At 37.2% G+C, this 24965-nt stretch carries 14 protein-coding genes; all 14 read right to left on the bottom strand.

Going from position 1 to position 24965, the window contains the following annotated elements; translation table 11 throughout:
- Positions 1–57 precede the first annotated feature (57 nt).
- The gene (locus tag Cop2CBH44_RS04585) at positions 58–2571 is read right to left on the bottom strand and encodes a choice-of-anchor Q domain-containing protein (protein WP_200755627.1); all 2514 of its coding nucleotides are present in this window, start codon (positions 2569–2571) and stop codon (positions 58–60) included.
- 29 nt (positions 2572–2600) lie between these two features.
- Entirely contained in the window at positions 2601–3842 is a 1242-nt protein-coding gene (locus Cop2CBH44_RS04590; RefSeq protein WP_200755628.1) for a glycoside hydrolase family 5 protein, read from the bottom strand.
- A gap of 29 nt (positions 3843–3871) precedes the next feature.
- The gene (locus tag Cop2CBH44_RS04595) at positions 3872–6697 is read right to left on the bottom strand and encodes a glycosyl hydrolase 115 family protein (RefSeq protein WP_200755629.1); all 2826 of its coding nucleotides are present in this window, start codon (positions 6695–6697) and stop codon (positions 3872–3874) included.
- Between the two features lie 3 nt (positions 6698–6700).
- Complete coding sequence (locus tag Cop2CBH44_RS04600; protein WP_200755630.1) at positions 6701–8590, bottom strand: heparinase II/III domain-containing protein; 1890 nt, start codon at positions 8588–8590, stop codon at positions 6701–6703.
- A 34-nt stretch (positions 8591–8624) separates the two neighbouring features.
- Positions 8625–10427 carry a glycoside hydrolase family 2 protein gene (locus tag Cop2CBH44_RS04605; protein WP_200755631.1) on the bottom strand — a complete coding sequence of 601 codons (1803 nt, stop codon included), beginning with the start codon at positions 10425–10427 and terminating at the stop codon, positions 8625–8627.
- Positions 10428–10430: 3 nt separating this feature from the next.
- On the bottom strand, positions 10431–11726 hold the full coding sequence (locus tag Cop2CBH44_RS04610; RefSeq protein WP_021929484.1) for an acetylxylan esterase: 1296 nt from the start codon (positions 11724–11726) through the stop codon (positions 10431–10433).
- Positions 11727–11745: 19 nt separating this feature from the next.
- A complete protein-coding gene (locus tag Cop2CBH44_RS04615; RefSeq protein WP_246469177.1) occupies positions 11746–12906 on the bottom strand; it encodes a glycoside hydrolase family 88/105 protein in 1161 nt (386 codons plus the stop codon).
- Complete coding sequence (locus Cop2CBH44_RS04620; RefSeq protein ID WP_246469178.1) at positions 12903–14231, bottom strand: alpha,alpha-trehalase; 1329 nt, start codon at positions 14229–14231, stop codon at positions 12903–12905. Before Cop2CBH44_RS04620 ends, Cop2CBH44_RS04615 begins: the two co-directional genes overlap by 4 nt.
- A gap of 10 nt (positions 14232–14241) precedes the next feature.
- Positions 14242–16440 carry a beta-glucosidase gene (locus Cop2CBH44_RS04625; protein ID WP_200755632.1) on the bottom strand — a complete coding sequence of 733 codons (2199 nt, stop codon included), beginning with the start codon at positions 16438–16440 and terminating at the stop codon, positions 14242–14244.
- Positions 16441–16455: 15 nt separating this feature from the next.
- A complete protein-coding gene (locus tag Cop2CBH44_RS04630; protein ID WP_200755633.1) occupies positions 16456–18474 on the bottom strand; it encodes a retaining alpha-galactosidase in 2019 nt (672 codons plus the stop codon).
- Positions 18475–18501: 27 nt separating this feature from the next.
- Entirely contained in the window at positions 18502–21591 is a 3090-nt protein-coding gene (locus tag Cop2CBH44_RS04635) for an FAD-dependent oxidoreductase (RefSeq protein ID WP_021929296.1), read from the bottom strand.
- 21 nt (positions 21592–21612) lie between these two features.
- Positions 21613–22713, bottom strand: a complete 1101-nt coding sequence (locus tag Cop2CBH44_RS04640) for a glycoside hydrolase family 88/105 protein (protein WP_044230114.1) — start codon at positions 22711–22713, stop codon at positions 21613–21615.
- A gap of 17 nt (positions 22714–22730) precedes the next feature.
- The gene (locus Cop2CBH44_RS04645) at positions 22731–23999 is read right to left on the bottom strand and encodes a polysaccharide pyruvyl transferase family protein (protein ID WP_044230116.1); all 1269 of its coding nucleotides are present in this window, start codon (positions 23997–23999) and stop codon (positions 22731–22733) included.
- 112 nt (positions 24000–24111) lie between these two features.
- Entirely contained in the window at positions 24112–24930 is an 819-nt protein-coding gene (locus tag Cop2CBH44_RS04650) for a LamG-like jellyroll fold domain-containing protein (RefSeq protein WP_200755634.1), read from the bottom strand.
- Positions 24931–24965: the final 35 nt, after the last annotated feature.

Consider the following 24965-nt stretch of genomic DNA (forward strand, 5'->3'; position numbering starts at 1 on the left):
TTTTTTATTTTGCTTTACTTAATTTCACCAAAAGGACAAAAGTTTTATTTTCCAATCTTATTTAACTATAACTTTCATTTCCTTTAATACTTTATCTGGCGAAAATATACGAACAATATAAGTACCTTCACTTTGAGGTAAATCCACTATATTTTTCTCTGAAACAACTTTAGTTGTATACATCCTCACACCTTGTAAAGTCAAAATTTCTACCAATGCTCCTGTTTTTACCATTTCAGTATCAAGCTCCACTATCAAAGGAGTACCTTTCACTACCGGATTAGGATAAGCTCTCAAATGTAACTCCTTCAATGTAGGAAAAGCATTATCCGTTCTTAATGTACCTAAAGAAAGTCCCCAATTATCTTCGGCTTCCACCTCCAGATAGTATTCATCTTTTTCATTCAACCAACTTCCTAAAACACTTCCTGCAGAGAAAATCTGGTCTGTTCCTACCAACTTATATTCACTCTCTCCTGCAGCTTTTCGGTACCACTTATAAGAAGTGAAATTATATCCACCATTATTATCCGGATTATTTACCGCTGCTAATGTATTATTCCAACGCTGTTTTACAATTGCATCAAACTCAAAATAACGTTCTATTTTCAAATTATATTGTTTCGTCTTTGATCCATCACCAGTAGTCAAAGTAAATGTATAATTCTTTACTAATGGTTTCGACACATCTAAAGAAATTTTCCCCTCAGAAATCTCATCACCTGTTATTGTTCCCGTTCCTGCCGGTATAAGCTTTACATCTACAGCATCTGTCATATTATCTTTTCCTACTGAATAATATATATCATATATGTTATTCGTTTCGCCAAATATGCCCAACAGTTTATCATTTACATATATTTCTACTGAAATTACATTATTCGGTAATACATTAACTACCTGTATCTGATCTTCTGCAGCTTTATAATTATTATTTCCTGTCTGTGATGCAATGATATTGGCTGATCCTACTGATAAGAACGATAACAAACCATCTGAAGTGACTGAAACGACTGAAGGATTATCACTCGTAAATGTCACAGCCAAACCTGAACTTGCAGAAGCAGTCAGCTGAACAGGATCCATTCCTACATATTTATCTGTAATAGCATCAAATATTATACTTTGAGACGCTTTATTTATAATCAATTTTCCTGTTATCTTAATCTGAGGATAGGTACCTGTATTGTCCGTCAATTTTGCTTCTATAGTATATTCACCTGCATCTGTTTTTGGCTCATTACCTATATATTCACAAGTATACAAATCTGTAGCATTTTCAGGCATACCATTTAATTGTAAACTATATTCCTTACCATCATAATCAACAGTAACAGGCGTTAGCTCAGCTCCGCCAAACAGATACTCATAAACACCCATATCTACCGGACCACTACTCCGTGGCAGTCCATCCAAATCAACTGAAACGTCAGGAATCAATGCATTATCACCCATATTAATTGCCGGACTCCCTGACTGTAACCTGAAATTCCCATTTTCAGCATCTACAAACATTGGATCTTGAGCCCCAGTTTCTCCTTCAATCAGACAGTTGGTTCGAGTTATCGATTGACTTTCTTTTTCTACGTCAACAGCACCTTCTCCACAATTCCAAACAATACTATTTTGTAAGGTCAGTTTCTTCCCATTATGATATGCAGCTCCAGCTTTTGATGATGCTGAATTTCCAAACATAGTCGCATTTGTCACTGTCATCGTACCAGAATAGATTGCAGCAACAGCACCTCCTTTTTGGGCCGAATTATTTACAAAAAGCATATTCGTTCCACTAATAGTACTTGAAGATGCAGCACTCAACGCACCGCCCTGACTTGCTTTATTATCTTCAAATACAACATTATTCAATACCATATTGGACGAAGCCTCTGTACAAACAGCTCCTCCCCCAAAAGATGCTGCATTGTTATTTTTAAAGATAATATCTTCCAAATTGGCCCCACCCCGCTGAACGAACATTCCACCACCATGTTTACGTGACAGATTTTTCTGCGTTACAACATATATGCTTCCATCTCCTGAGGCATTGGCATTTCCCCCTTGAATGATAAAACCTTTAATTGTAAGGTTTTTACCAAAAGAATTACATACCACGACAACATGATAAACGTCCCCATTCGAAAGGATTCCATCACCATCCAAATCACCACTCAATATAACAGGATTATCCTTAAAATTCGCTTTATCCGATCCTCCTGTAGAATAACCTCCTTCTATCAATAAATTACTACGAGTTATAAGAAAAGCTTTATCTCTATCTGTAGTTGCTTTGCCCTTTTGGTCAGTACCTTCGCCTTCCACAACTTTGTATGCCGGCATATATACACCTTCCGCAACTAATATTTTTGTCACAGCATCATTTGCATTTGCATACTTTATAGCTTCAGCCAACGAGGTAGCAGCATTTGACCAACTCGAGCCATCGTTTGTTCCAGTTGCGCTTGCGTCTACATAAATAGTCTCGGAAATAGGATTGATTACTGCCTCTGACGAAAAAATTGTCATTAAGCTAAATCCTAAAAACAACATAAAAAAAATTGATTGTGTTTTCATACTTAGAAGATTATTTACTATTATACTTTTTATTTCGTCAACGCATCAATAATACGCTGATCTTTTACTGTTCCATTCTCATTGAATATTCCAAAATTCGATTTATATCCCCATACAGAGAAAGCAATATTATACTTCTTAAATATCGTAACCATATCATTAAACCAAGCTACTTGTATATCTTTTTCTGTCCCATCAATACAACCAAACTCTCCACAATGTAATTTCAATCCAGTTTCACGAGATTTTTGTAAAGCAACAGACAGCCCTTCCTCTAAAACTTCTTGATTATAAACTTTAAAAGTTGTATATTGACCATTGATATCTTTATCCATACCATAATAGCGCAATACATTATACAGCTCTCTATTATCGGCATACTTATCCAAAGCTGACTGTTCTATGAGCTGTCCCGGATAATTTACATCCACTTCAATATCTTTAAGTTTAAGCCAACTCGCTTTATAATGTGTTAGTAGATACGGAGTATAAGAATGGAATGTAAGCATCAAATTTTTATCATTGGCTGGAACTTCCAAACTTGTAAGTCCCTTTATTGATGCATGATCACCCGAGTCTATTATAATCAAACGATTTGGCTGACTCTTACGTAACTCGGTAAGTACCCTCATATATAATTTATTCCAATTATCAGGATTATCCCCAGAAACAGGTTCATTCAACAGTTCAAAAGCCAATAGCCCTATAGGATATTGCCCATATTCTCCTACTATTTTCTTCCACATAGCTACAAATTTATCTTGCTCCTTCACATCCTTCCATAATGTCATATTCTCGGTATCATTAAAATAATGTGATCGCAAAATATGGAAATCAAGAATTACTCTTAGATTATATTCGCTACACCATGCTATAGCATCATGTATATATTGACGTACCTCTTTGTTCCATGATCCATCTTCACTGAAAAGCTCAGATTCGTCCACCGGTAAACGAATATGATCAAACCCCATATCGGCTAATTTGCGTACATCCTTTTTCAAAAAATAAGCGGTTTGCTTTTTCTCTATTGTCGGACGATCTTTTCCCAAAACATTTGTCTGTGAAATCCAACAACTGATATTCACACCAGAAGAAATTTCAAAAGGGACATTTTCCCAGTCAATTTGAGATATCCCTTCAATGGGATTATCTTCTTTATTTTCAGAACAAGCCGGAGCAAACAATAATAAACATAAGATTGCAACACAACAAAGACGTTTAAAAAGAAATCTTACATTTAAGCAAAATTTTTTGTTTTTTGTTTTCATGATAATTTTATTTATTCTTAATTTTATAATTATTTCTTAGAAACAGGTATCTGATAAAAATGCCTTTTTGGGTTAAAATCAAGCATCAACTGGTCAAAAATCATATTTTCATCTAAAGCTTTTATAATAATGCTATGTCTACCCGGTGTATTTATATTATGTACTGACTGACATAAAGCTTGATTTCTTAAAACATTGTTTTTCCACTCTTCACTTCTTATAACCACCTTGGATGATACAACAACAGGAGATGCTCCATCAACCGATATTTCATATCTCTTATCGCCACCACCAACTGCATGATTAGGAACTAATCCTACACGAATAAGTACATCACCCGATGAAACAGTATTTACTTCATACTTTAACTCTTTTCCTTTAGGTAAAGCCACTGCTTTAGTGCTGTGCCCCAACCCTTCTATAACCCAACTTGCCGGCACTATATCCCCATCAATAGCATTCCAAGCAATCATACCAGCAACTTCACTTTTCACTCCATTATCAGCCATATACAAATCATCTTTGGCTGAGACACTCAATATATATTTTTCATTATCTACACACAAGGTTATTTTTGCTTTATCACTACCTTGTATAAAATTCCAATTAATATCAAATACAATTCGCCTCTCTTTTAATACTCCAATATCTTTTTCATGTACATTCAACCAATTCGGAGCACCAGTTACAGTCCACTTAATATCCCTGTTTTCTTCTCCATATAAGGATATAAAACAAGCATTGCCGACAGAACGTAACATATCGGGAAATACATAATTTGTCCCCGGAGATATTCCATGAGAACAACCTTCAGGCCACACCTGAGAGGTCGGGACACCAGCCCCCCTTCCTACTTTATTCGGCAGTACAGGAGGGTCAAATACCGGCAAACGACGAGGCATCATATCCATTATGCCATCCCATTTTCCATCTCCTACTATTTTATTGTAATACATCGTCAAAGCCGCAATCTCATTATAGGCATCCCGGCTTTTTGAAGCATATTCGTCAGCAACAGACATACCTCGAGTTGCGAAAAAACGAGCCTTCTGTGCATACAACATTTTACGATTCATTGCTGCAGCTGCACATACAGGATATTGAATCATCTCAAAATAAGCATCTTTACGCCCGACAACAATTCTACTTGCATACTCCATCACTTTATCTGCAATAGCCGTATAGTCATCTATACGCTGCTGTATCTCATCTCCAAAAACAAAAGGATTAAAATCTGTATTTTCTACAGGTGTAATACCTCCCCTACGTTTCGATAAAGCATATTCTTCTACTCGGTTCCATCCCATAAACTCCGGACGACGAATTGAAGCTAAACGAAAATACTCTTCCATCACAGGAAATAATGCAGAGGAAGCATCTTTTCCAAATTCCCGCCCTAACCACCGAGCCAAATGCCCCGATACTTCTTCTGCAGTTATCACGTCTATATTCCATGCTAAATCAAGAAAAAACTCTATTCCATATTCTCCCGGCTTTATATCACCCACATTCAACATCCACAATTTCCGAGCCCCATATTCCCACGCACGTTTCATCTCTGTATAAATCAAAGCAGGAGGTGTCGTATATAACCATAAATAATCATGAGGACGACCAAAATAAGATATATGATAATACACACCTGCACCCCCTATTCTTTTCTGCTCTTTTATATTACTTAAACGAGGAATATAGCCATAATTATCGTCACACCATACAAGAGTAACATCATCTGGAATTTTCAAACCATTATCATAAATATCTAAAACTTCTTTATAGGGCATAATTACTTGCGGTATTTGCTCTACGTTCTTATCTATATATTTTTGCAATAAACTCCGTTGATTTGCAATCACACACGACAACAATTCAGTTTGTTCATCCAACGATTCTACTCCATTCATTTTTCCATCATGTATCCCTCGCATCCCCAAAGTATATATATTCTCATATCCGCACACCTCTTCTAATCGCTTACTCCAATACTGATTTACCAATTCTTTATTCGTCACGTAATTATATTCTTCATCTTCTGACCTATTCCATTCTCCAACATTGTTTCGCATCAATGGCTCACAATGTGATGTCCCTATAACAATTCCATATTGCGCAGCCAATTCTTTTGCTCCTTTCAGCCAGTAAAAAGGTGTCGAACATTTATGCATAGCCGGCCATAGAGTATTTGCACGTAGTCGCAACAACAATTCAAAAATACGGGTATACGTTTTAGTACCTATTTCATTTTTTACAGAAGACTGTTCAAAATTACGAGCACTCCAAGGAGACAATCCCCAATCCTCATCATTCAAAAATATACCCCGATACTTAACTGAAGGCTGTTGCTTATTTTTATAGTTTATGGGTAAATCAAGTCTCTCTCTCTTCTCCGGGGTCACATCGGCCCACCAACACCATGGAGATATCCCCATAAGTCTCGACAATTCAAGCAATCCATAAGCTGTTCCCCGAGGATCACTTCCCAAAATGATTAAGTGATATTTTCCTTCAACTTTGACAGTCTGTAAAGAAAATGCTTCCCAATGGTCCCGCAACTCAGACATATTTATTCCAAGCTCTTGTAACCATTTATCTAATTCTTTATCACAACCGACTGTTCCAATGACTACTTTCCCTGACAATATATCCTCGCATACTGACGGGACTATATCAAAAACATTTTTCATATCCTCTGAAAAAAGGGAAACAGCCATCTTTACTACCGAATTTTCTTTCTCCGAGACAAATACAGAAGTAGGCTCACCTTTTGTAAACAAAGTAAATGTCTGAGAACATATCGAATTTGCCCAAGTAAGTATCGATAGACCTACAATCAATATATATCTTATACTAACCATTTATTACTGCACTCTAAAAGAAATATCTACACTACCCTTTTTCATTGGTTCATCTATCCGTATAGCCAGCCGTGTATACGGTTCACCCCCTTCACATATACGTTCGTCGTACAAAGAAAATTTACCGGATGAAACATTTATCTCTACTATAATTTTCTCTTTATTGCGTTCCAGTATTATTCGATTATCTCCATCTCTCTTCCAATCTGCGCGAGTTATTAATGCGGTCTCAAATAAATGAGGTAAAGAAAATTCAAAACAGTCTTTCACCTCAAACCTCATCGCGTCACGGTAAAATGTAAATTTTCGTAATAGACTTTTCAAAACTGACAAACCATAAGCTGAAGTAATATCCATCATCACTTGATCACAACTATCACTCTCCAGTACATGTAAAATACGGGCTTTTGCCATTTTTCCGACACGTTGTCCCCCCTCTGCAACAAACGGCACCGGATGTCCGTAAGAAGCTAATGATTTAAACGCTGTATATCGCTCAGCACTAAAAGTTTTTTTCGTATAAGGAATCAACCCCGGATCCTCTACCATCATTTCCTTGCCTATAACTAATGTATAACTCCCTACATCATTATGATTATGATGTTCTCCATTATTTCCTCCTTTAATAGCTACCCCCATTGGAACTATCGTATTTGGCAACGTACGAAATATAAAAACTCCTGCATCCGGAAAAGAAGACCTCAACAGAGATGATGAATACGGAACATTATTTACGGGACAACAATCTGTTGAATTAGGAAAATGTACCAACACATGTTCGCTCAAATCATCAGTTACACCCAACAATCGATCCTCATCAGCAGGTAATTGTAACCCATACAATTTACTTAAATAATGTAACACAAAACGAGAAGGCTTCATTCCCATTTCACAATCAGCAATAGCCGGATATACATTATTGATAATCTCCATTCTCGGTAAAAAGGTTGCCACATTGAGCATATTAGGATTGCTTCTAAATATATCTATTTTTCCTCCCGTATCCTGCCATATTTTTTCTCGTAGCACAATATAATGGCTCATCCCAAAATTGTAGTAATTTATGCCTTCCGAACAATATCCGTCCGGTAAAAATCCTTTAGCATAATTTTGTACATACAACTCTGAAATAGCTATAAACAGAGCTCTTTCCTTTTTATCCGGAATCATAGACAAAGCTGCACAAGTGATTCCCTCTAAACAAACCGGATTCCAATTGCCCGTTGAAAACAACCAATCATGGTCCATATTTTCACCTTTTATTGTTCTTAACAAAGGATTAAAAGCCCTTATATATAATTCATTCCGGACATCAGCTCTCACTTTTAATGGCAATTTATCATCTAATAAATACACAGCTTGCGCCATACTCCGTGCATTCAAAGCTGTAGCCAGTTCTACTAATCCCCCGTAGTTCTTTCGATTATAATTACGTGGATTAACCCATGTTTTTTGTTCTATTATATCGTAAAGAAAATCTATAATCGAAGAAGTAAATCGGTTTCTATTTTCCAAACATTCGGCCCATACCAATTCAGACAGAGCTTTCAAACGCCTATTAATCATATCTTTTCCTGATTGAGTATCGTCTTCCGTAAATACACGATTATATAACGACTCATCCCACACAGGAAATCCCTTGTTCAACATATCTTCAGCATTCTTAATCGTGGTTTTATAAGCTCCACTTTCATATAAAACATCCCATACATTTCTGTCTTTATAGGTATTGCCCAACCCCTTTAATGTATCAGGTAATATGCAGGCAATCTCTTCTACTCGAGATTCCTTTATCGGGATAAGTTCATATTTATCTGCTGAAAACAAATCTATAGCCGGAATAAATACATAAAAAATAAGACTATATATCAATTTACTAAATCGTCGTTTCATGGCCTCTACATAATTTGTATATATCTCTATATATTTAATACAATCCAGCTTTATTTTTGTAATACCTTTGCATCACAAAATATCCTTTCTTTTTTATACCCCAACTGGATATCAATCCTTTACGATTAAAAAAATCTTGTATTCCCGGAAGCTGACGACGTGGAGAACGAAAATCGACCAATATCCAAGGCGAAAGTCCCGACAAACCTTCTATACGATCCAGCATTTTCAAATTCTGTATATACAATTCTTCTTGGTAATCTTCCGTCCAACGCTCTGTCTTATCTCCATACTTCCCTTGTAATGCACCACCGCCAAATTCGCTCACTATTACAGGTTTTTCAAAAGGAATCTTCCACTTCATATCGCGACACGACTCATTTGTACCCCGATACCAGCCTATATATTGATTAAAGCTAAGAATATCCACATATTTGTGCATGTTATCTTTCAATTCATTCACATTATCAACAGCCTTAGTTACTTCCATAGCCATACTGATAAGACGTGAATTATCTAACTCTCTTGCATACTTCGATAAACTACTCAAAAAATAATCTCTATCTTTACCATGAGGGGTTTCATTAGCAATAGACCAGATTATAACACAACAGCGATTTTTATCCCTATATATCATATCATGCAACTGCCGCTTAGCATTCCCGTACGTTTTCTTATTTTTCCACTGAATAGTCCAATAAACAGGTATCTCCGACCATACCATCAAGCCCATCTTTTCCGCAACGCGTATCATATGTTCATTATGTGGATAATGTGCCAAACGCACATAATTACAACCCATTTCTTTGGCCCAAGACAAAAGAGTCACAGCATCTTCTTTTGACCATGCACGCCCTTGTCTAAAGGGGGCTTCTTCATGGATACTAACCCCTCTTAAAAAAATCGGATTGCCATTCAAGTAAATTTTTCTTCCTTTAGTAGTTATCGTACGGAAACCTATTTCATCTTTCAAAACCTCTTTATTATAACGTATTACTACATCATATAATTTGGGTTTCTCCGGTGTCCATAATTCAGGTTGAGCCTGCAAATGAAAAGTTGCTTTTCCAGAACTATCGGTACGTAAAAATTCTTTCAGCTGAAGTTCTGGAATCTCAAATTCTATATTCTGTAATGAAAGAGTAGTATCCAACTTCACCCAACCAGAGATATATCCTGACATATCTTTGGCCAAGTGTATCTGATAATCTTCAATATATATTTCCGGAACTTCCGCCAATAGCACATCTCGGGTGATACCTCCATAGTTCCACCAATCCATATTTACCGTAGGTACCCCTTCTGGATGACGCTTGTTATCAACTTTCACCACTACAAAGTTATGACCATCAATCAAATACTTTGTCACATCAAAATTAAAAGGAGTGTATCCCCCCTCATGCTCACCGACTTTCCTGCCATTTACATACACTTTAGCATTATAATTTACAGCTCCAAAATATAATACATACTTCATACCTGCTTTTTTACGGGTATCAAAGTCTCGTTTGAACCATACTGTACCTTCATAAAAAAACAAACTTTCATCTTTCGAATTCCAGTCAGAAGGAATATCCATTGATTGCGCTGTATCAAAATTATATTCTATTAGATTTGATGAAGAAGTCTTAACTTTTTCATTCAAGAAAAAACCATTTTTCTTAGGAGTAAGACGATATCCATAATAACCATTTTCCAAAGGGTCTACAATATAATTCCATTTTCCGTTCAAACTTATATATGAACGGCCATAGATATTCGAAAGTAAAGGTATCTCCTTGGCCTCACATAATGAAAATAAAAATGCTCCCAATAATAATATACAAACTCTCTTCATTTTTTACCTTTTTATTTGTTTAAATAACCATCTCCATGCATTCTGCCACTGTTCCGGATAAGCAAAATGCCCATTTTCCTCAACAATCATCACCTCTTTAGGTGCTTCAATTTCATAAATTGCAGCGCATACGGATGTAGGAGGACAGGTCATATCATTATAACCAAAAGAATAAAATCCCGGCACCTTAATCATCCTTGCAAAATTGACAACGTCAAAGTATGCCAAATTTTTGATTTTCCGAGAGGTAATATCAATGCCAGATTTAGATATATGTGGCCATCCACCTCCTTCAACATTGCTGTTTCTCGTCATTTCACAAAGTCCCGGGAAAAAAGCAATTATGGCTGATACTTTCCGGTTTAAAGCTGCTGTTACTATAGATAAAGCTCCCCCTTGACTTCCTCCTATAACAAACATATTTTGTCCATCATACTGAGATAAGGAACATAAAAAATCAACAGCTCTTACACACCCCAGATACACTCGTTTATAATAATATAAATCCCTGTCATCAGAATTAAATACCATATATTCCCTCAAGGGGCCACTATATAAACTTTTATAAACTTCATCCGGCAAATTGACAGGTATGCCATGTATCCCTATCTCAAAAGTAATCATACCACGAGCAGCATTGTCTACATCACCTTTATATGAACGAACTCCTGCTCCGGGGACCCGTAAAACCGCCGGATATTTTCCTTTTGCCACCGGTACACATAATATGCCGTATAAACGGGCTTTTTCAGGATAGTTCTGTATATTAACTCGATAAACATTAACTTTATCTGTACATCTCTCGGGCCAAAGCTCCATTTTTGTATCCATTGGCAATTTTGAAGCTTCGCCAACTATATCATTCCAATATACTTGAAAATCATCGGGGAATTTCGTCTCAGGTACAATATTCTCTTTATCAAAAGCTGCTGTCACCATACCTGTATATATTCGTCCATCATATTTGACTTTCACAATACAACGTAAGAAACCCGGTTTCCATAACGTTCCCATCTCAATCATTTTTCCATCTTTTGCACTTCTGCCTAATCCCTTCTCCCGAACAGGCATCATATCTTCCGATATTTCATATTCAAATGCCAAGTCTTCCAATGGAACATCATTACGAAGTATCCAAACATTTACTTTTACCGACTCTCCTACTTTATAGTTCCAATCAGCATGATTGGGAACAACTTTTACTTCTATCAATCTACGGGCAAGATGTGATGATTGTGCTTTTGTCTCAACCATACACATCAAGCATATCAGGGATAACACAAAACTCTGAATTTTCATTATATCATCTTTTAATTTGCTATTTTTCGATTAAAGCTGCTGCACACCAAAGCATGGGCCCTTGTCCATGAAAATCTCCGGCTTTCCTGGGACGCTCATAATAATAAGATTCACTATTTTTCTTTCCCGTTCCCACACATATCTCGGTTAAATCACCTTTATCATTGATATAAGAGACTAATGATTTCCAACCTTTCATCGCTACATCCATATATACTTCACTATCCAACCAACCCTGTTTTATTCCTGTAATGACTGCATATACAAACATAGCAGAGCCCGATGTTTCAGGCCATATATTTTCACGGTCTACCAACTGTCCCCACATCCCGTCTTCATGCTGATATAACTTTAATGTCTCCATCATCTTCCGATATGCCTCCATAATATAAGCACGACACTCATGATTATCGGGCAAATAACAAAGAAGCTCTGCCATTCCCGCAGACATCCAACCATTACCTCTGGCCCAATAAAAAGGGACATCCGGAGCATGATAAAACAGGCCATTAGGTCGCTGCAATTTTTCCAAATAATACACCATTTCCTTTGCAGCTCTATCGATATATTTCACATCTCCAGTCACTTGATAAGCTTTTGCTTGTACAACCGTTATCATATACATATCATCAATCCAAAGACGAGTCTGCCACGTAAAACCTTTACGAAGATATTCTCGATGCTTCTCCGTTGCAAAATCCGGCAAAGACCACTGTGAATCAGCATACGGTATACCTATATCAAAAAATACTTTCCGACCTGTTATCCGGTACAACTCCAGAGGTAAACAGCCAAACATATTGAAATCAACATAATTATTAAAGTTCTCTTTATATCCTATTAGAGGCAACAAATCTCTACGATTATCCAATAACGGTTCAAAACGAGCTATCAACTTCTGCAACAACTCTTCTTTGCCGGAAGCTTCTGCAAATCTTACAGCTCCATACCATGTGCACACCTCGGCATAATGAATTGTTTTCGCATACAACATATGCTCCGATGCCAAATAACGTTCGCTTAATTTAGTTCCAACTCTCTCTGGGGCAAATTTTCCTTTCAAATGAGGGAAAATAATCGGTTGACTGCCCATAAGAGGAAATAATATTCCCCCCAAAATAATGACCGACAGACACAACCTTAAAATATTACTTCTAAAAAACAACATAGCACCATTCATATAATCCTATCTATAAACTCAACTGCCCATGAAAAAACTCCGGCCGTCCAACCTACCATAGAAGGCATTTCATATTCATTCATTACATTTGCATTCCCTTCTACTACATTATATTTCTCCCATAAATTATGAGTCACTTTATAGGTAGACACAACCATAGATACATATCCCAAAGCAATACGCAAAGCGTCATCACAAAAATCATAACGCTCCAAACCCTTCATCGCAATAAACTGAAAAGGAGCCCAGCCATTCGGATAAGACCACTGATAATTAAAACCATAATCTCTTTTTTCACAAGCAACAATACCATACGGATACTCTAATGATTTTAAAGCAAACTCTTTCAGCCTCCGAGCCTCTCGTTTCGAAACAACTCCGGCATACAACAAATGGAAAACTGCAGCAGAAATAATATCCGAACGCTTATCATTAATAAAATCATAATCATAATACATTCCGGTATCTTTATCTCTCATGTAATTATACATCAACCATCGACGTCTTTCAGCTCTCTTTGCCCATATTTTAGCCTCAGATATATTTCCAAGCTCATAAGCAAAATATTCAAAATTCTTCTCATAATAATATAGATTCGAATTCAAATCAACAGGACAAAAATCTTCACAACGCATATCAAAACGAGGTGTAAAATCCCATCCTGATTCGGCCTCTGCAATATAATGAGAAGCTATTTCCAGTTGTTTTCCCTCCGATAAATATTCTACTTTCTTTCTAAAATTAGGACCTAATCTTTTCTTCAATACATCTACAATTCGTCTTTTTTGAGCCAAAGTAGCTTCATTCGAATATCGATTCAGTCCCACCGGTGTCATTCGGTGAGTCATCCAGAACAAATATTCTTTTTCCAAATTCGGCAACACTCGAGCAAGCCATTCTTTATCAAAAGTCTTACGATAAATACTCTCTATCATCATGCTCAAAAATGGAGGCTGTGAGCGATTTTCAAAAAAAGTTCTATTCCCATTCAACATCTTTCCATACCGCTCAACCAAATAAAGCATATTTTCTACATTGGAAATAGCCAAATCAATGTGCCCATCTAAAATCAAACCCTCTCCTGTAAAATAGGTATCCCAATAGTACAATGCTTGAAAAGAATCACTTATACTCGGAACAGTATACCTATAAGGCAATCCAATATGCTGCCCCGAATCTTCTGGAGAAAATCGTACTGTCTTTTCCCAAGACTTCTTTATAAAATCACGTACTTCAGCAATATCACCGACATCAATCACTGGTGATTTTGCAAGAGACAACGATATATTTATCACTGCCATATACAGAACATACCGGTATTTCATATTATAATATTTATCGAATATTTACTGAAACAGTATCATGAATATCAGTCGAAGACGCACCACAGAAAAATGTAAAACAATCAGATTCCACTATCCACATTTTCGATATTTCATCATAAAAAGCCAACTCTTTCGCAGGAATAGAAAATGTTACATTTTTTGACTCTCCCGGTAATAAAAATACTTTCTTAAACGCTTTTAACTCCTTTATCGGCCTTAATACAGACGGGTGAGACTGGCCTGCATAAATTTGGACTGATTCTGCTCCGCCACATTTACCTCTGTTTGTCAGCTTAAGAGATAATACAATATTTTCATCTTTATCATATATCTTCTTATCGGTCTTAAGTTCACCATACGCAAATTCTGTATATGACAATCCATGACCAAAGGGAAAAAGGGCCGGAATCTTCTGTGTATCATGCCAACGATACCCAACCAAAATATCCTCTTTATAATATACATTCGTTCCATCACCAGGATATGAACTGGCTCCGAACGAGCAAGCTCCATTATCTTCCAACCTCACCGGTATACTGAAAGGAAGTTTCCCTGAAGGATTTACATCTCCTGCAATTACTTTCCCCATTGCATTCCCTGATTCAGAACCAAGATACCATGATTGTACGACTGCCGGTATATCATCTATCCAAGGCATCGACACAGCATTACCACTTATAAGTACAACAGCGACATTCTTATTTACTTTCAATATCTCCCGAATAAGCTGGTCTTGCCCGTAAGGTAATCCATAAGATGTACGGTCTACGCCTTCACAATCTTGCTTATAATTTTTATTCAGCCCTCCAAAAAACAAAACGATATCAGCATCTTTTGCTAATGCAATTGCAGCATAACGTAAAGAATCAGCTTTATCAACTGCGGGCAATTGTGGATGAAACTTACTCGGACCAGATGTATATCCCATTGAAAAATAAATATTTTTCTTTCCATATATGGACATCAAACCTTCTAATGGAAAAATCTCCTTTTTCGCTTTCAATTCTGAAGAACCGCCCCCTACTGTCAAAGAACGGACAGCATTCTGGCCAATAACTGCAATTTTTTTATATTTGCCTCGTTTTATCGGGAAAAAGTGATTATCATTTTTCAATAGGACAATCCCCTCCTCTGCAATCTGACGAGCAATATCTGCATGCTCTTGAGTAGCTAATGAACCATAAGGACGTCTACGATCCATATTCGTCCTTAAACATAATCGTAATACCCGCTTCACTTTATCATCTAAAGAACTTAAAGGTAGCTCTCCACTACGAAGCATTTTAAGATAAGGTTTTGCAAGATAATAATCCTGATACGCCAAAGGAGTATTTTTAGTCAGTCCATCCGTACCAGTCCCCATCTCCATATCTAAACCATACAAGGCTGCCTCCCGCGTATCATGAGCACTCCCCCAATCAGTTACCACAACCCCATCAAATTGCCATTCTCCTTTCAGTATTTTCTGCAACAAAAACTCATGATGACTACAAAATTTGCCTCTAAACTTATTATATGCACCCATCACCATCCAGACTTTTCCTTCTTCCACACCGGCTTTAAATGCCGGCAAATATATCTCCCGCAAAGCCCGATCGCTCACCTCTACATTAACCTGTTTACGATTTGACTCTTGATTATTCAAAGCAAAATGCTTTAAACATGCTGCCACACCATTAGATTGTACCCCCTGAATATAAGGAACAACCATACGAGATGCGAGATAAGGATCTTCTCCCATATATTCAAAATTACGCCCATTTAAAGGCACTCGGTAAATATTCACACCTGGCCCCAAAAGCACATCTTTTTTCCGAAAACGGGCCTCTTCTCCTACCGCTTTTCCATATTTCCAAGCAAGTTCCGGGTTAAATGTCGCAGCAAGGCAAGTCAGAGCAGGGAAAGCGGTACACGAGTCATTTGTCCATCCTGCATGTTTCCAGCTATCCCAAGCAATTTCCATTCTAACACCATGAGGACCATCACTCATCCACAACTCAGGAATGCCCAAACGGGGACATCCTTTTGTACTGAATTTCGATTGAGCATGTATCATATCGACTTTTTCTTCTAAAGTCATTCTCGAAAGGATATCTCCAATTCTCTCTTCTATACTTTCAGTTTCATCAAGATAAACAGGTAAACTTGTCTGAGCGACCATTATACAAGCACAACAGTGCATCATTAATAAAAAAAAGAATTTATTCATAATTATAATATCAATTTACTTTTTTGAAATCCTAAACACACACCCTCCACCAGGAGCCATATCTATATTTATTCTACGATTATCAGGTACTATCCCCATTACTCTTTTATAATCGGTCGCAACACGGTCAGCATTCTTCCCATCTTGGAACATTTCCATCACATAATCTCCTTTATCCAAAAACGAAAGGTCTAAAGACAATTTTCTTGACGACCAATCTGTCATAGCACCTACATACCATACATTTCCTTTTTTCCTGGCAATAGTCACATACTTTCCTATTTTGCCATTCAATACTATCGTGCTATCCCAGACTGTAGGGATATCAACTATAAAGTCCGTACACACACTATCATTCTCATATTCAGTAGGGCTATCACACAACATTGATAAAGGAGATTCAAACACAACATATTCGGCCATCTGCCTACAACGAGTACCTTGGCTCATCGGATATGAACGATTGGGTCTATAAAAAGATTTGATAGCATTCCTCATTGCCCCTGGAGTATAATCAAAGGGCCCTGCAACCATACGTATAAACGGAATCGTTACATCATGTGTAACTTGATCTACACTTGGAGCAGCCCACTTCATATGTTCAAGACCTTGTACAGCCTCGAAATTAACCACATTTGGATATGTTCGTTGAAGTCCTGTAGGAGGATACGTTCCATGAAAATCAATCAAAAGTTTATATTTAGCTGCAACACGGGCAGCTTCTTCATGAAATGCAACCATCAATTGATCGTTGCGGTCCATAAAGTCTATCTTAAATCCTTTTACACCCAATTCTGAATAATAACGGCACACTGCTTCCATATTGCGGTAAAACGCATAATAACCTGCCCAAAGAATTATACCTACATTTTTCTGACGTGCGTAATAAATCAGGTCTTCTAAATCGATTTCCGGTACCACACTAAATAAATCTGCCTGACCACGAGCTGACCACCCCTCATCAATCACCAGATATTCAAGTCCGTGGGATGAAGCAAAGTCAATAAAATACCGATATGTCTCATTGTTTAATCCTGTACGAAAATCCACGCCTGTGAGGTTACAATCATTCCACCATTCCCATGCACACTTACCCGGCTTTATCCATGATATATCCTCAATGCAAGATGGAGAAGCTAAACGATATATCATATCATTATCAGCTAACTGACACTCCTGATTCGCAACTATAAATACCCGCCAAGGAAAAGACCTTGCTCCTTCACAACGTGCTATATATGGCTCTCGGGAATATACAACTCCTTGTAAATCATTAAATCCACCCTGACGAATCTCCTTAGGATAAGGAGCAAACACACCTCGGATGACATTTTTATTATCTGAACGGTTAAAATACAATCCAGGATAATTCAATACATCAGACTCTGCAATACAAATAGCAGATTCGTCTCCAGGGCTTACAACTATCGGAACAAGAGCCAAACGTCCTCTATCCCATTCTGATAATGAAACATGAGAATATGTATTTACAAAAGATTTAAAAAATTGGTCTTCAAAACTACCTTCCTGACTCAAATTATTTTTATGGTAACCCTGTGTCCGGACAAAAGCGACATGAGATTTCCAGTCATCCGGAAAACAATATTCTACAGTCTCCTCCTTCACGACAAATGACTTCTTACCCGTAGATATAAAACGATACGCTACACCATCATTATAAGCACGAAATATAACTCCATAATCACCCCGAAAATGCAATTCAAGTTCATTATAACAATCTTTCACATGGGCTTTTTTATAAAAGGGAGATGAAATATTCCTATCGGCCTTCCTTCTCTGTATCTTACGAACCAAAGCTCGGTGCCCCCACTTTTGCCCGTCTCCCAATAACATGGACAAAGATGAATTACAAAGCAACTTCTCACCTCCTTTCCAAACAGAATATTCCATCTTTTCACCGATATTGATTCTTACTTCTAAACAATTATCGGGAGAGTACAAGGAAAACACCTTTTGAGAAAAAACAACTGTCACATTACAAAAAAATAACAAAACTAAAATCAATCGTCCCATAAACATTTTTCTTACTTTAAATCCAATCTAAATTTCTATATCTTTTACTAATGGAGTAATACGTAGAGGAAACGTTTGTTTATCTATCTGTCTTTTCCATGCAACTATATCATATTCACAATCTTTCTTCAGTATTGCAAAAAGTTCTTTCCGAGCAAATCGTCTAAAATCGGAATGAATATCGTCTAAATAGTCCAGTAACACTTGTATCCCTCTAACAGAACCACATCGGGCCAATGCCGCAGCAATAAAAAGTTCCAAATTAGCACTATACAATCGCCAACGAGTTTCTTTATAGCAAGTTGTTTTGAACCCCCCAATATTAACATCGTCCAATAGCTTCTCAAACCCATGGATAAACAAATGTGAAGGATTACGCTCTGCATAAAAACAAAGATTGATTATACGGTTATAATATGGAATAAGTTGCAAATCTATGCGTCCTTCGTTATAAGCATCTTTTGCAGGAACTCTCCGGCCTCCACTCGTAGTCCCAGATAATATACGACCCACAATTATATGGTTATCTCTATCCCCGGACATTCCAAGTAAAGCGATATCCTGATTGATATGCCAATACAAATTCGTACCGTCATATTCTTCATAATAGGCCGATGAATGTCCCTTGATTAATTCTTGCTCATATAAATATTCCAGTTCATCCCGAATCTGCTTCGTTCCCGAACAGTCACCAAACCATGCTAATGCCTTGGCTAAAACCAATGCTTTTGACAATTGATACTCTTTCTTTAACAAAGGCAATATCTCTGCCCTATTTTGTAGGCAACAAGATAACCAACTATAATTATTTCCTGCTAAAAGCTGGTTAATGATATCATTTGTATCTGATGTCCGAGATACACCTACATCATCGGATAAATATCCTATTGCTTTTAACTCTTTGCAAATATCATTTACTACAAAATCACGAGGTCGGACACCCGTTTTTACAATATCAGCAGCAATCATACCGGAAACATACCCTAAAACTGTAACATCAGCCGACATTCGAGTAAATTGTAAACCTTTATATGTCTGTCCAATAGCTTTTCCAGATAATAATAGCCCATCTATTTCTTTAGGAACAATACAACGATAAGGAATATTTACTCTCGAACCATTATCAAAATGAGGTAACAAAAAAGCACATCGAGACAACTCAGAACTGGAAAAATAATGAGGATCATAATCGCTCCGAGACTGAACTATCGTATCTGGAAAAACGGATTTATTCACAATATCCACTATACTCAAACAGTGCAACGCGTCAGGTCGTCGAGACTCCCTCACGGCAAGCATCGGATAAAAATCATAAAAATGAGATTCATAATGTGACAGATATAATCCTCTTTGCACTTCAGATATCAATGTATTATCAATAATATCATAATCACGATTATAATTTTTTACTTTAGGTCTAAACGGAATATCCCAATGGCTATAATTCTGCGTTATCCCCATACGCGAATCTCCCATCTTATATTTAGCACCGGCAAAGTAAGCAATATCTCCATCTCCTGTTGCATCAACAACAAGACGAGCAAATATTCGTCGCAATCGACCATTTTCACAAAGAAGCACACTATCTACACTTCGTCCTTTCATTGATACATTACAGACAATTGCTCCATGTATAACAGAATTTCCCGCTTCTGACAATTTTTTCAGAAAATAAAAACTTCGAGGAATAGTTGTTTTTAAATGATAGGTATCAGCAACAGACTTTATTTGTACTTCCAACTCTTTTATTAACTTATGGTCTTTAAAACCAAAATAATAGCTTGAGACCCCTCCAACAGTCTTCGTCCCTCCCAAATCATTGAAATACTCTACGACTAATGGCGTCATTCCTTTACGCATTGCACCTAAAGCTGCAGCAGTTCCTGCTGTCCCGCCTCCGGCAATCAATAAAGGGACATTTTCCTCTGTTACACTCAGTCGTTTGGGGATATAGTCATACAACGGTAATTTAAATCCATCTTCCCTGACAACATCTCCACAAGCAAAAACAGTTTTACCTCCTACATATATTACAAACTTTCCTTTACGGTCATTATGATAACGAGGCATCATTCCTGTCACTTTCCGCATATTCACATAAAGGCTACTCAAGTCTTCGCAATCGGTATATATCTCTGGAGCTGTAAACATATGATATCCTTTCGGAAACATTGTTTCATCAATATCTCCTACTACAGATAATGAGCTTTCTAATGCCCAATAACGAATTTTCGATTCAGATAAAAAAGGACTAAGTTCCGGCAATCTCTTTCCTATTTCTGCGGCCAACAATCGAGCCTGACGTTCAATACAACTCAAATCATTTGTAGATACACGAAACCTAAATTCCAACAAGTACTGATCTGGGAACTTTTTTCCTTTATGCAATTTCACACAATTATCAGAAATGCCCCATGATGTATCTACAGATAAAATATTCGGACATTCTGGAGATACACCCTCCAACTCAACTACAAAACCGGCTTCTTTTATTTCATATGCAAGACCAAGTACTCCTCTTGTAAAAAGGCTACCATCCGAAACATCTAAAAAACTACCGCAAGAGACAAAATATAGTCCATGTTTACTGGCTATGGTGACACCACAAACTTGATTTTGATTATCTACTACAACGCCCCATATATCCGTCATCAACAATACATCTATTCCATTCACCAATAACGAACGCAGCATACCTTTTTTTAGACTTCCTGCAAACAGAAGAAGTTCGTTTTTATAACAACTCCGGGCAACCCCTGACAATGCAGGCTCTCCTATTTCATTTCTCTCTCCTTCAGGACAAAACAAATCAATCATGGCATCATCCCACTCCCGAATCCCATTCGTATTCAACCATAAACGTCGTTTTCCTGCAATATCAAATCCCGGAGAAGTTCGTTTATCCAAAATCAAGACTTTCAACCCACGTTTCGAAGCCTCTATAGCAGCATAAAAACCAGCCATCCCGGCTCCATTGATAACAAGATCATAGAAACCTGAAGTATTGTGCAATGAATCTGAAATTTCTTTCAATGTCTCTGCATACGTAAATTCCGGACCTATCAATACACCTCCTACACTTAATAGACCCATATTCAAAAATTCCCGCCTCTCCATAATCAGATTATCTTGATATTGTCATTTCATTTTTATAATTTCACTCCCCGCCAACAAAAATGCTCCAGTGCCATACACTTCCCAACTATCTTCACTAAAATTTTTACGAGGATCGGCACCTATAGGTTGTACCCAACCTACACGTCCTTCAGGACTGACACACTGATTCAATGCTTTCCAAGTTCTCTCCACAAAAGGTCTATACAATTCCTCATCTAACAAACCGTTATTGATTCCCCATGCCAAAGCATAGCAGAAAAATCCTGAACCACTGACTTCCCCTCCCGGATACGACTCAGGGTCCAAAAGACTTGCCCGCCATAATCCATCTTTTTGCTGTAATTCTATAACCCGAGATGCCATCTCTTTAAAAAGAGATTCATAGAAAGAACGCATCTTATAATCGGCAGGAAGCTCCTGCAGAATACGTACTAAACCACCCATTACCCATCCATTACCACGAGACCAATATATCGGTTTACCATTAGCTTCCAATAGATTCCTCTTATCATTACGAACCACATAGTTCAAATCCCTAAAAAATAACTTTTCATTATTATCATAAAGTAAATCATATGCTTCTTTGAAATAAATATCACTAAATTCAAGATAGATAGGGTTATTTAATGTAATACCCAATTTGACAAATACAGGAGGAGCCATAAATAAAGCATCACACCACCATAACTTGATAACCTCTACTGCTTTCTTTTTAGCCGGATAAGGGCGTGAGATAAACAATGCTAAAGTATCTATAGTCGGCTGTATCATTTCTCTTTTACCAACCGTACGATACAAATCGATATAATTCTGACACACAGCTATATCATCAGCATGATACCAACGCCGGGCCGGCCTCCACCGCAAATTCTGCCCAATAGACATTAATTTGTCATAAATTTCATTTTCGCCCGTTACCTCCCAAGCAGCAAAAGCTCCTGCATAAAAGGCTGCATTTGTCCAGTCTCGAGCGCCATGATATGGATTAGAAAATTGCCATCTTACAGTTTTCAACATGATATTTCGAACATATTCGGGAGCAAACACGTCTTTTTTTTCTCTTTGAGCATATACAGAAAAAGAAAACAATAACACTAAATAAAATAAAATCGATTTCTTCATTTTGTTACCTCCACATATTAACAACTCAGAACATCTGCAACTACACGGCTCGCTACTTTGTACATATCTCCTATTTTTTTGACTTCTGAGGCAACTCGATTGCATGCCTCCGAATAATTCCGCCACATTCCTTGTAGGCGATCAGCAATTTCCTTTCCCGTTGTCTCCTCTATTTCAAAAATCCAATCACTAAAATTCAAATCATAATACATTTGTCCCTTAATTGTATCATGCGGCTGTCGTAAATAAAAAAAAGGAACTCCATTAGCTGCAGCAATAATAGGTGAATGACATTCAAAACTCAAGACAGCGAATGCCCGAGCATATACAGATGCTGCTTCATCAGGAAGCCAATATCCTCTTTTCTCTACAAAGGGTTTCACGTCATCAGGTAACGGATTATAAAGCAACTCATCCATAATATCCACCTCATATGTCATTTCAGGGCATAGTAACACCTTATTTCCCGTTCCTCGTACCCAAGCTATCAATGCTTCTCTCAACTTGGCGTGATCGACTTCTTTATATCTATTATTCAAATCTTCAACTCTCTGTATAGCTTCCTCCGTCCATTTATGACGATTCTTGATTAAATAATAAGGTGTCTTTCTTAACCGAGGAACAGCACAAATAAACTTACCTTTTTCCAACCCTTTTTCTTTAAGGAAAGAGGCGGCAAGTTCATCATTATGCAAATGAAAAAAGAATGTTGCATCCGGTACAAAAGAAATGTGCTTACCCATTATACCGGCCTCTTTCAGAACTTCAATTGACGCTGTTTCCCGAGTAAAGATAAATGATGCTTTCAACAAAAGAGACTTCAACCTATCATCTACATCTCCTATCGTCGTACCGAAAATGCCAAATGGTTTTCCTGTGTATTTTACCCAAGCTTCTAAATTACTCTGTCCTACAATAGACGGCCCTGAACCATGAATCATCAAATCGCAATCTTTAAAAGATTCCAAAATTTCCATTTGATAAACCGAACCATCTTTTTCGACTGTTCCCTGAATAATTTCCACCTTTGGAAAATTTTTCTGTAACCATGATCTCACCTCCTGTCCCACATTCTTCTCCCACAAAACTAACTTAGTATTGGGCAAGAAAGTCTGTAAAACGGTCAACAACCCGGGAGTATGTGCGATATCACCTATATTTACATCCTGCCATCCCGAAACAATTAAAATCTTTCCGGGAGCATCTTTACAAGCTTTCAATAAAGGAGCCAACCCCAAAGCAAGTGTGGCATACATCATTCTTTTCAATGATTCTCGTCTATTCATATATAAATATTTTTAAATTATAAACTAAAAACACTGACAGATATCTCATATAAATATATCGTTCGGGATAGGTCCAAAGACATATTTTTCCGCTTTGCCAAAAGATAAAAATCTATCTATCTGACAAAATATTCGAAGATAAATAGCGCATCTCCTCTCCATCCAAAGCTCGATTATATACTGCAATTCCACTTATCTGTCCGACAAAAAAATTCCCCATTTCACCAGAACGGTTAACCGCTCCTACTGTAAAATCAACTTTTGAGCCTGAAACACAAAAAATACCTTTATCATAATAATAAGGATTTTGCTTTTCCCGTCTATCCAACACACCATTCAGATATACTCTAATTTCACTCCCATCATACGTCATACCAATGCACTGCCATATTTCCAAAGGTACTTGAGATTGTCCAATAGCTGCATCCATACAATACTTATAACCATTTGTAGGCCCTCCCACTCCGGAGATATGACCACCGACTTGTTGTCTGCTATTCCAAATCCCAAGATTCAAAAACAGACCATATTGCCTTTTTTTATCTGTTTCATTCCACATACCTGCAACAGCCTCACATTGTTTTACCTTTTTCTTCTTTCTCTTTATCCAAGCAACAACTGATATTTGTGCATTTTTTCCACATATATTCAATACAGAGCACTCCTCCGCCGGGATATATAACCATTGTCCTTCCGTCAATAATACAGACCTATTATTCCATAAACCATCTTCTACACTTTTTACAGAAGATGCTCCTTCCCGTAACCAATAAGATTTACCAGAAACAGCTTTCCAAGGACCTTTTAGTTTTTCAAAATTCCAAAAACAAACCAAATCTCTAATCCTTCCAGGCTCTACCTCTCTTACTTGGGCACTCGATATACAAAAGAATCCTGATACAATAATCAAAAAAAAGAGTTTTCTAAACATAATGATTATCTTAACCGGGCCAGAATTCTCCGGCC

It is taken from the genome of Coprobacter secundus subsp. similis (genome assembly GCF_015097275.1).
GTDB classification, from domain to species: domain Bacteria; phylum Bacteroidota; class Bacteroidia; order Bacteroidales; family Coprobacteraceae; genus Coprobacter; species Coprobacter secundus.

What these genes read in the sequence shown, in the direction of transcription:
- Cop2CBH44_RS04620 (WP_246469178.1), bottom strand. Translation starts at nt 14,231, where the DNA reads ATGAAATACCGGTATGTTCTGTATATGGCAGTGATAAATATATCGTTG.
- Cop2CBH44_RS04590 (WP_200755628.1), bottom strand. Translation starts at nt 3,842, where the DNA reads ATGAAAACAAAAAACAAAAAATTTTGCTTAAATGTAAGATTTCTTTTT.
- Cop2CBH44_RS04640 (WP_044230114.1), bottom strand. Translation starts at nt 22,713, where the DNA reads ATGAAGAAATCGATTTTATTTTATTTAGTGTTATTGTTTTCTTTTTCT.
- Cop2CBH44_RS04600 (WP_200755630.1), bottom strand. Translation starts at nt 8,590, where the DNA reads ATGAAACGACGATTTAGTAAATTGATATATAGTCTTATTTTTTATGTA.
- Cop2CBH44_RS04625 (WP_200755632.1), bottom strand. Translation starts at nt 16,440, where the DNA reads ATGAATAAATTCTTTTTTTTATTAATGATGCACTGTTGTGCTTGTATA.
- Cop2CBH44_RS04645 (WP_044230116.1), bottom strand. Translation starts at nt 23,999, where the DNA reads ATGAATAGACGAGAATCATTGAAAAGAATGATGTATGCCACACTTGCT.
- Cop2CBH44_RS04585 (WP_200755627.1), bottom strand. Translation starts at nt 2,571, where the DNA reads ATGAAAACACAATCAATTTTTTTTATGTTGTTTTTAGGATTTAGCTTA.
- Cop2CBH44_RS04610 (WP_021929484.1), bottom strand. Translation starts at nt 11,726, where the DNA reads ATGAAAATTCAGAGTTTTGTGTTATCCCTGATATGCTTGATGTGTATG.
- Cop2CBH44_RS04650 (WP_200755634.1), bottom strand. Translation starts at nt 24,930, where the DNA reads ATGTTTAGAAAACTCTTTTTTTTGATTATTGTATCAGGATTCTTTTGT.
- Cop2CBH44_RS04595 (WP_200755629.1), bottom strand. Translation starts at nt 6,697, where the DNA reads ATGGTTAGTATAAGATATATATTGATTGTAGGTCTATCGATACTTACT.
- Cop2CBH44_RS04630 (WP_200755633.1), bottom strand. Translation starts at nt 18,474, where the DNA reads ATGGGACGATTGATTTTAGTTTTGTTATTTTTTTGTAATGTGACAGTT.
- Cop2CBH44_RS04615 (WP_246469177.1), bottom strand. Translation starts at nt 12,906, where the DNA reads ATGAATGGTGCTATGTTGTTTTTTAGAAGTAATATTTTAAGGTTGTGT.
- Cop2CBH44_RS04605 (WP_200755631.1), bottom strand. Translation starts at nt 10,427, where the DNA reads ATGAAGAGAGTTTGTATATTATTATTGGGAGCATTTTTATTTTCATTA.
- Cop2CBH44_RS04635 (WP_021929296.1), bottom strand. Translation starts at nt 21,591, where the DNA reads ATGGAGAGGCGGGAATTTTTGAATATGGGTCTATTAAGTGTAGGAGGT.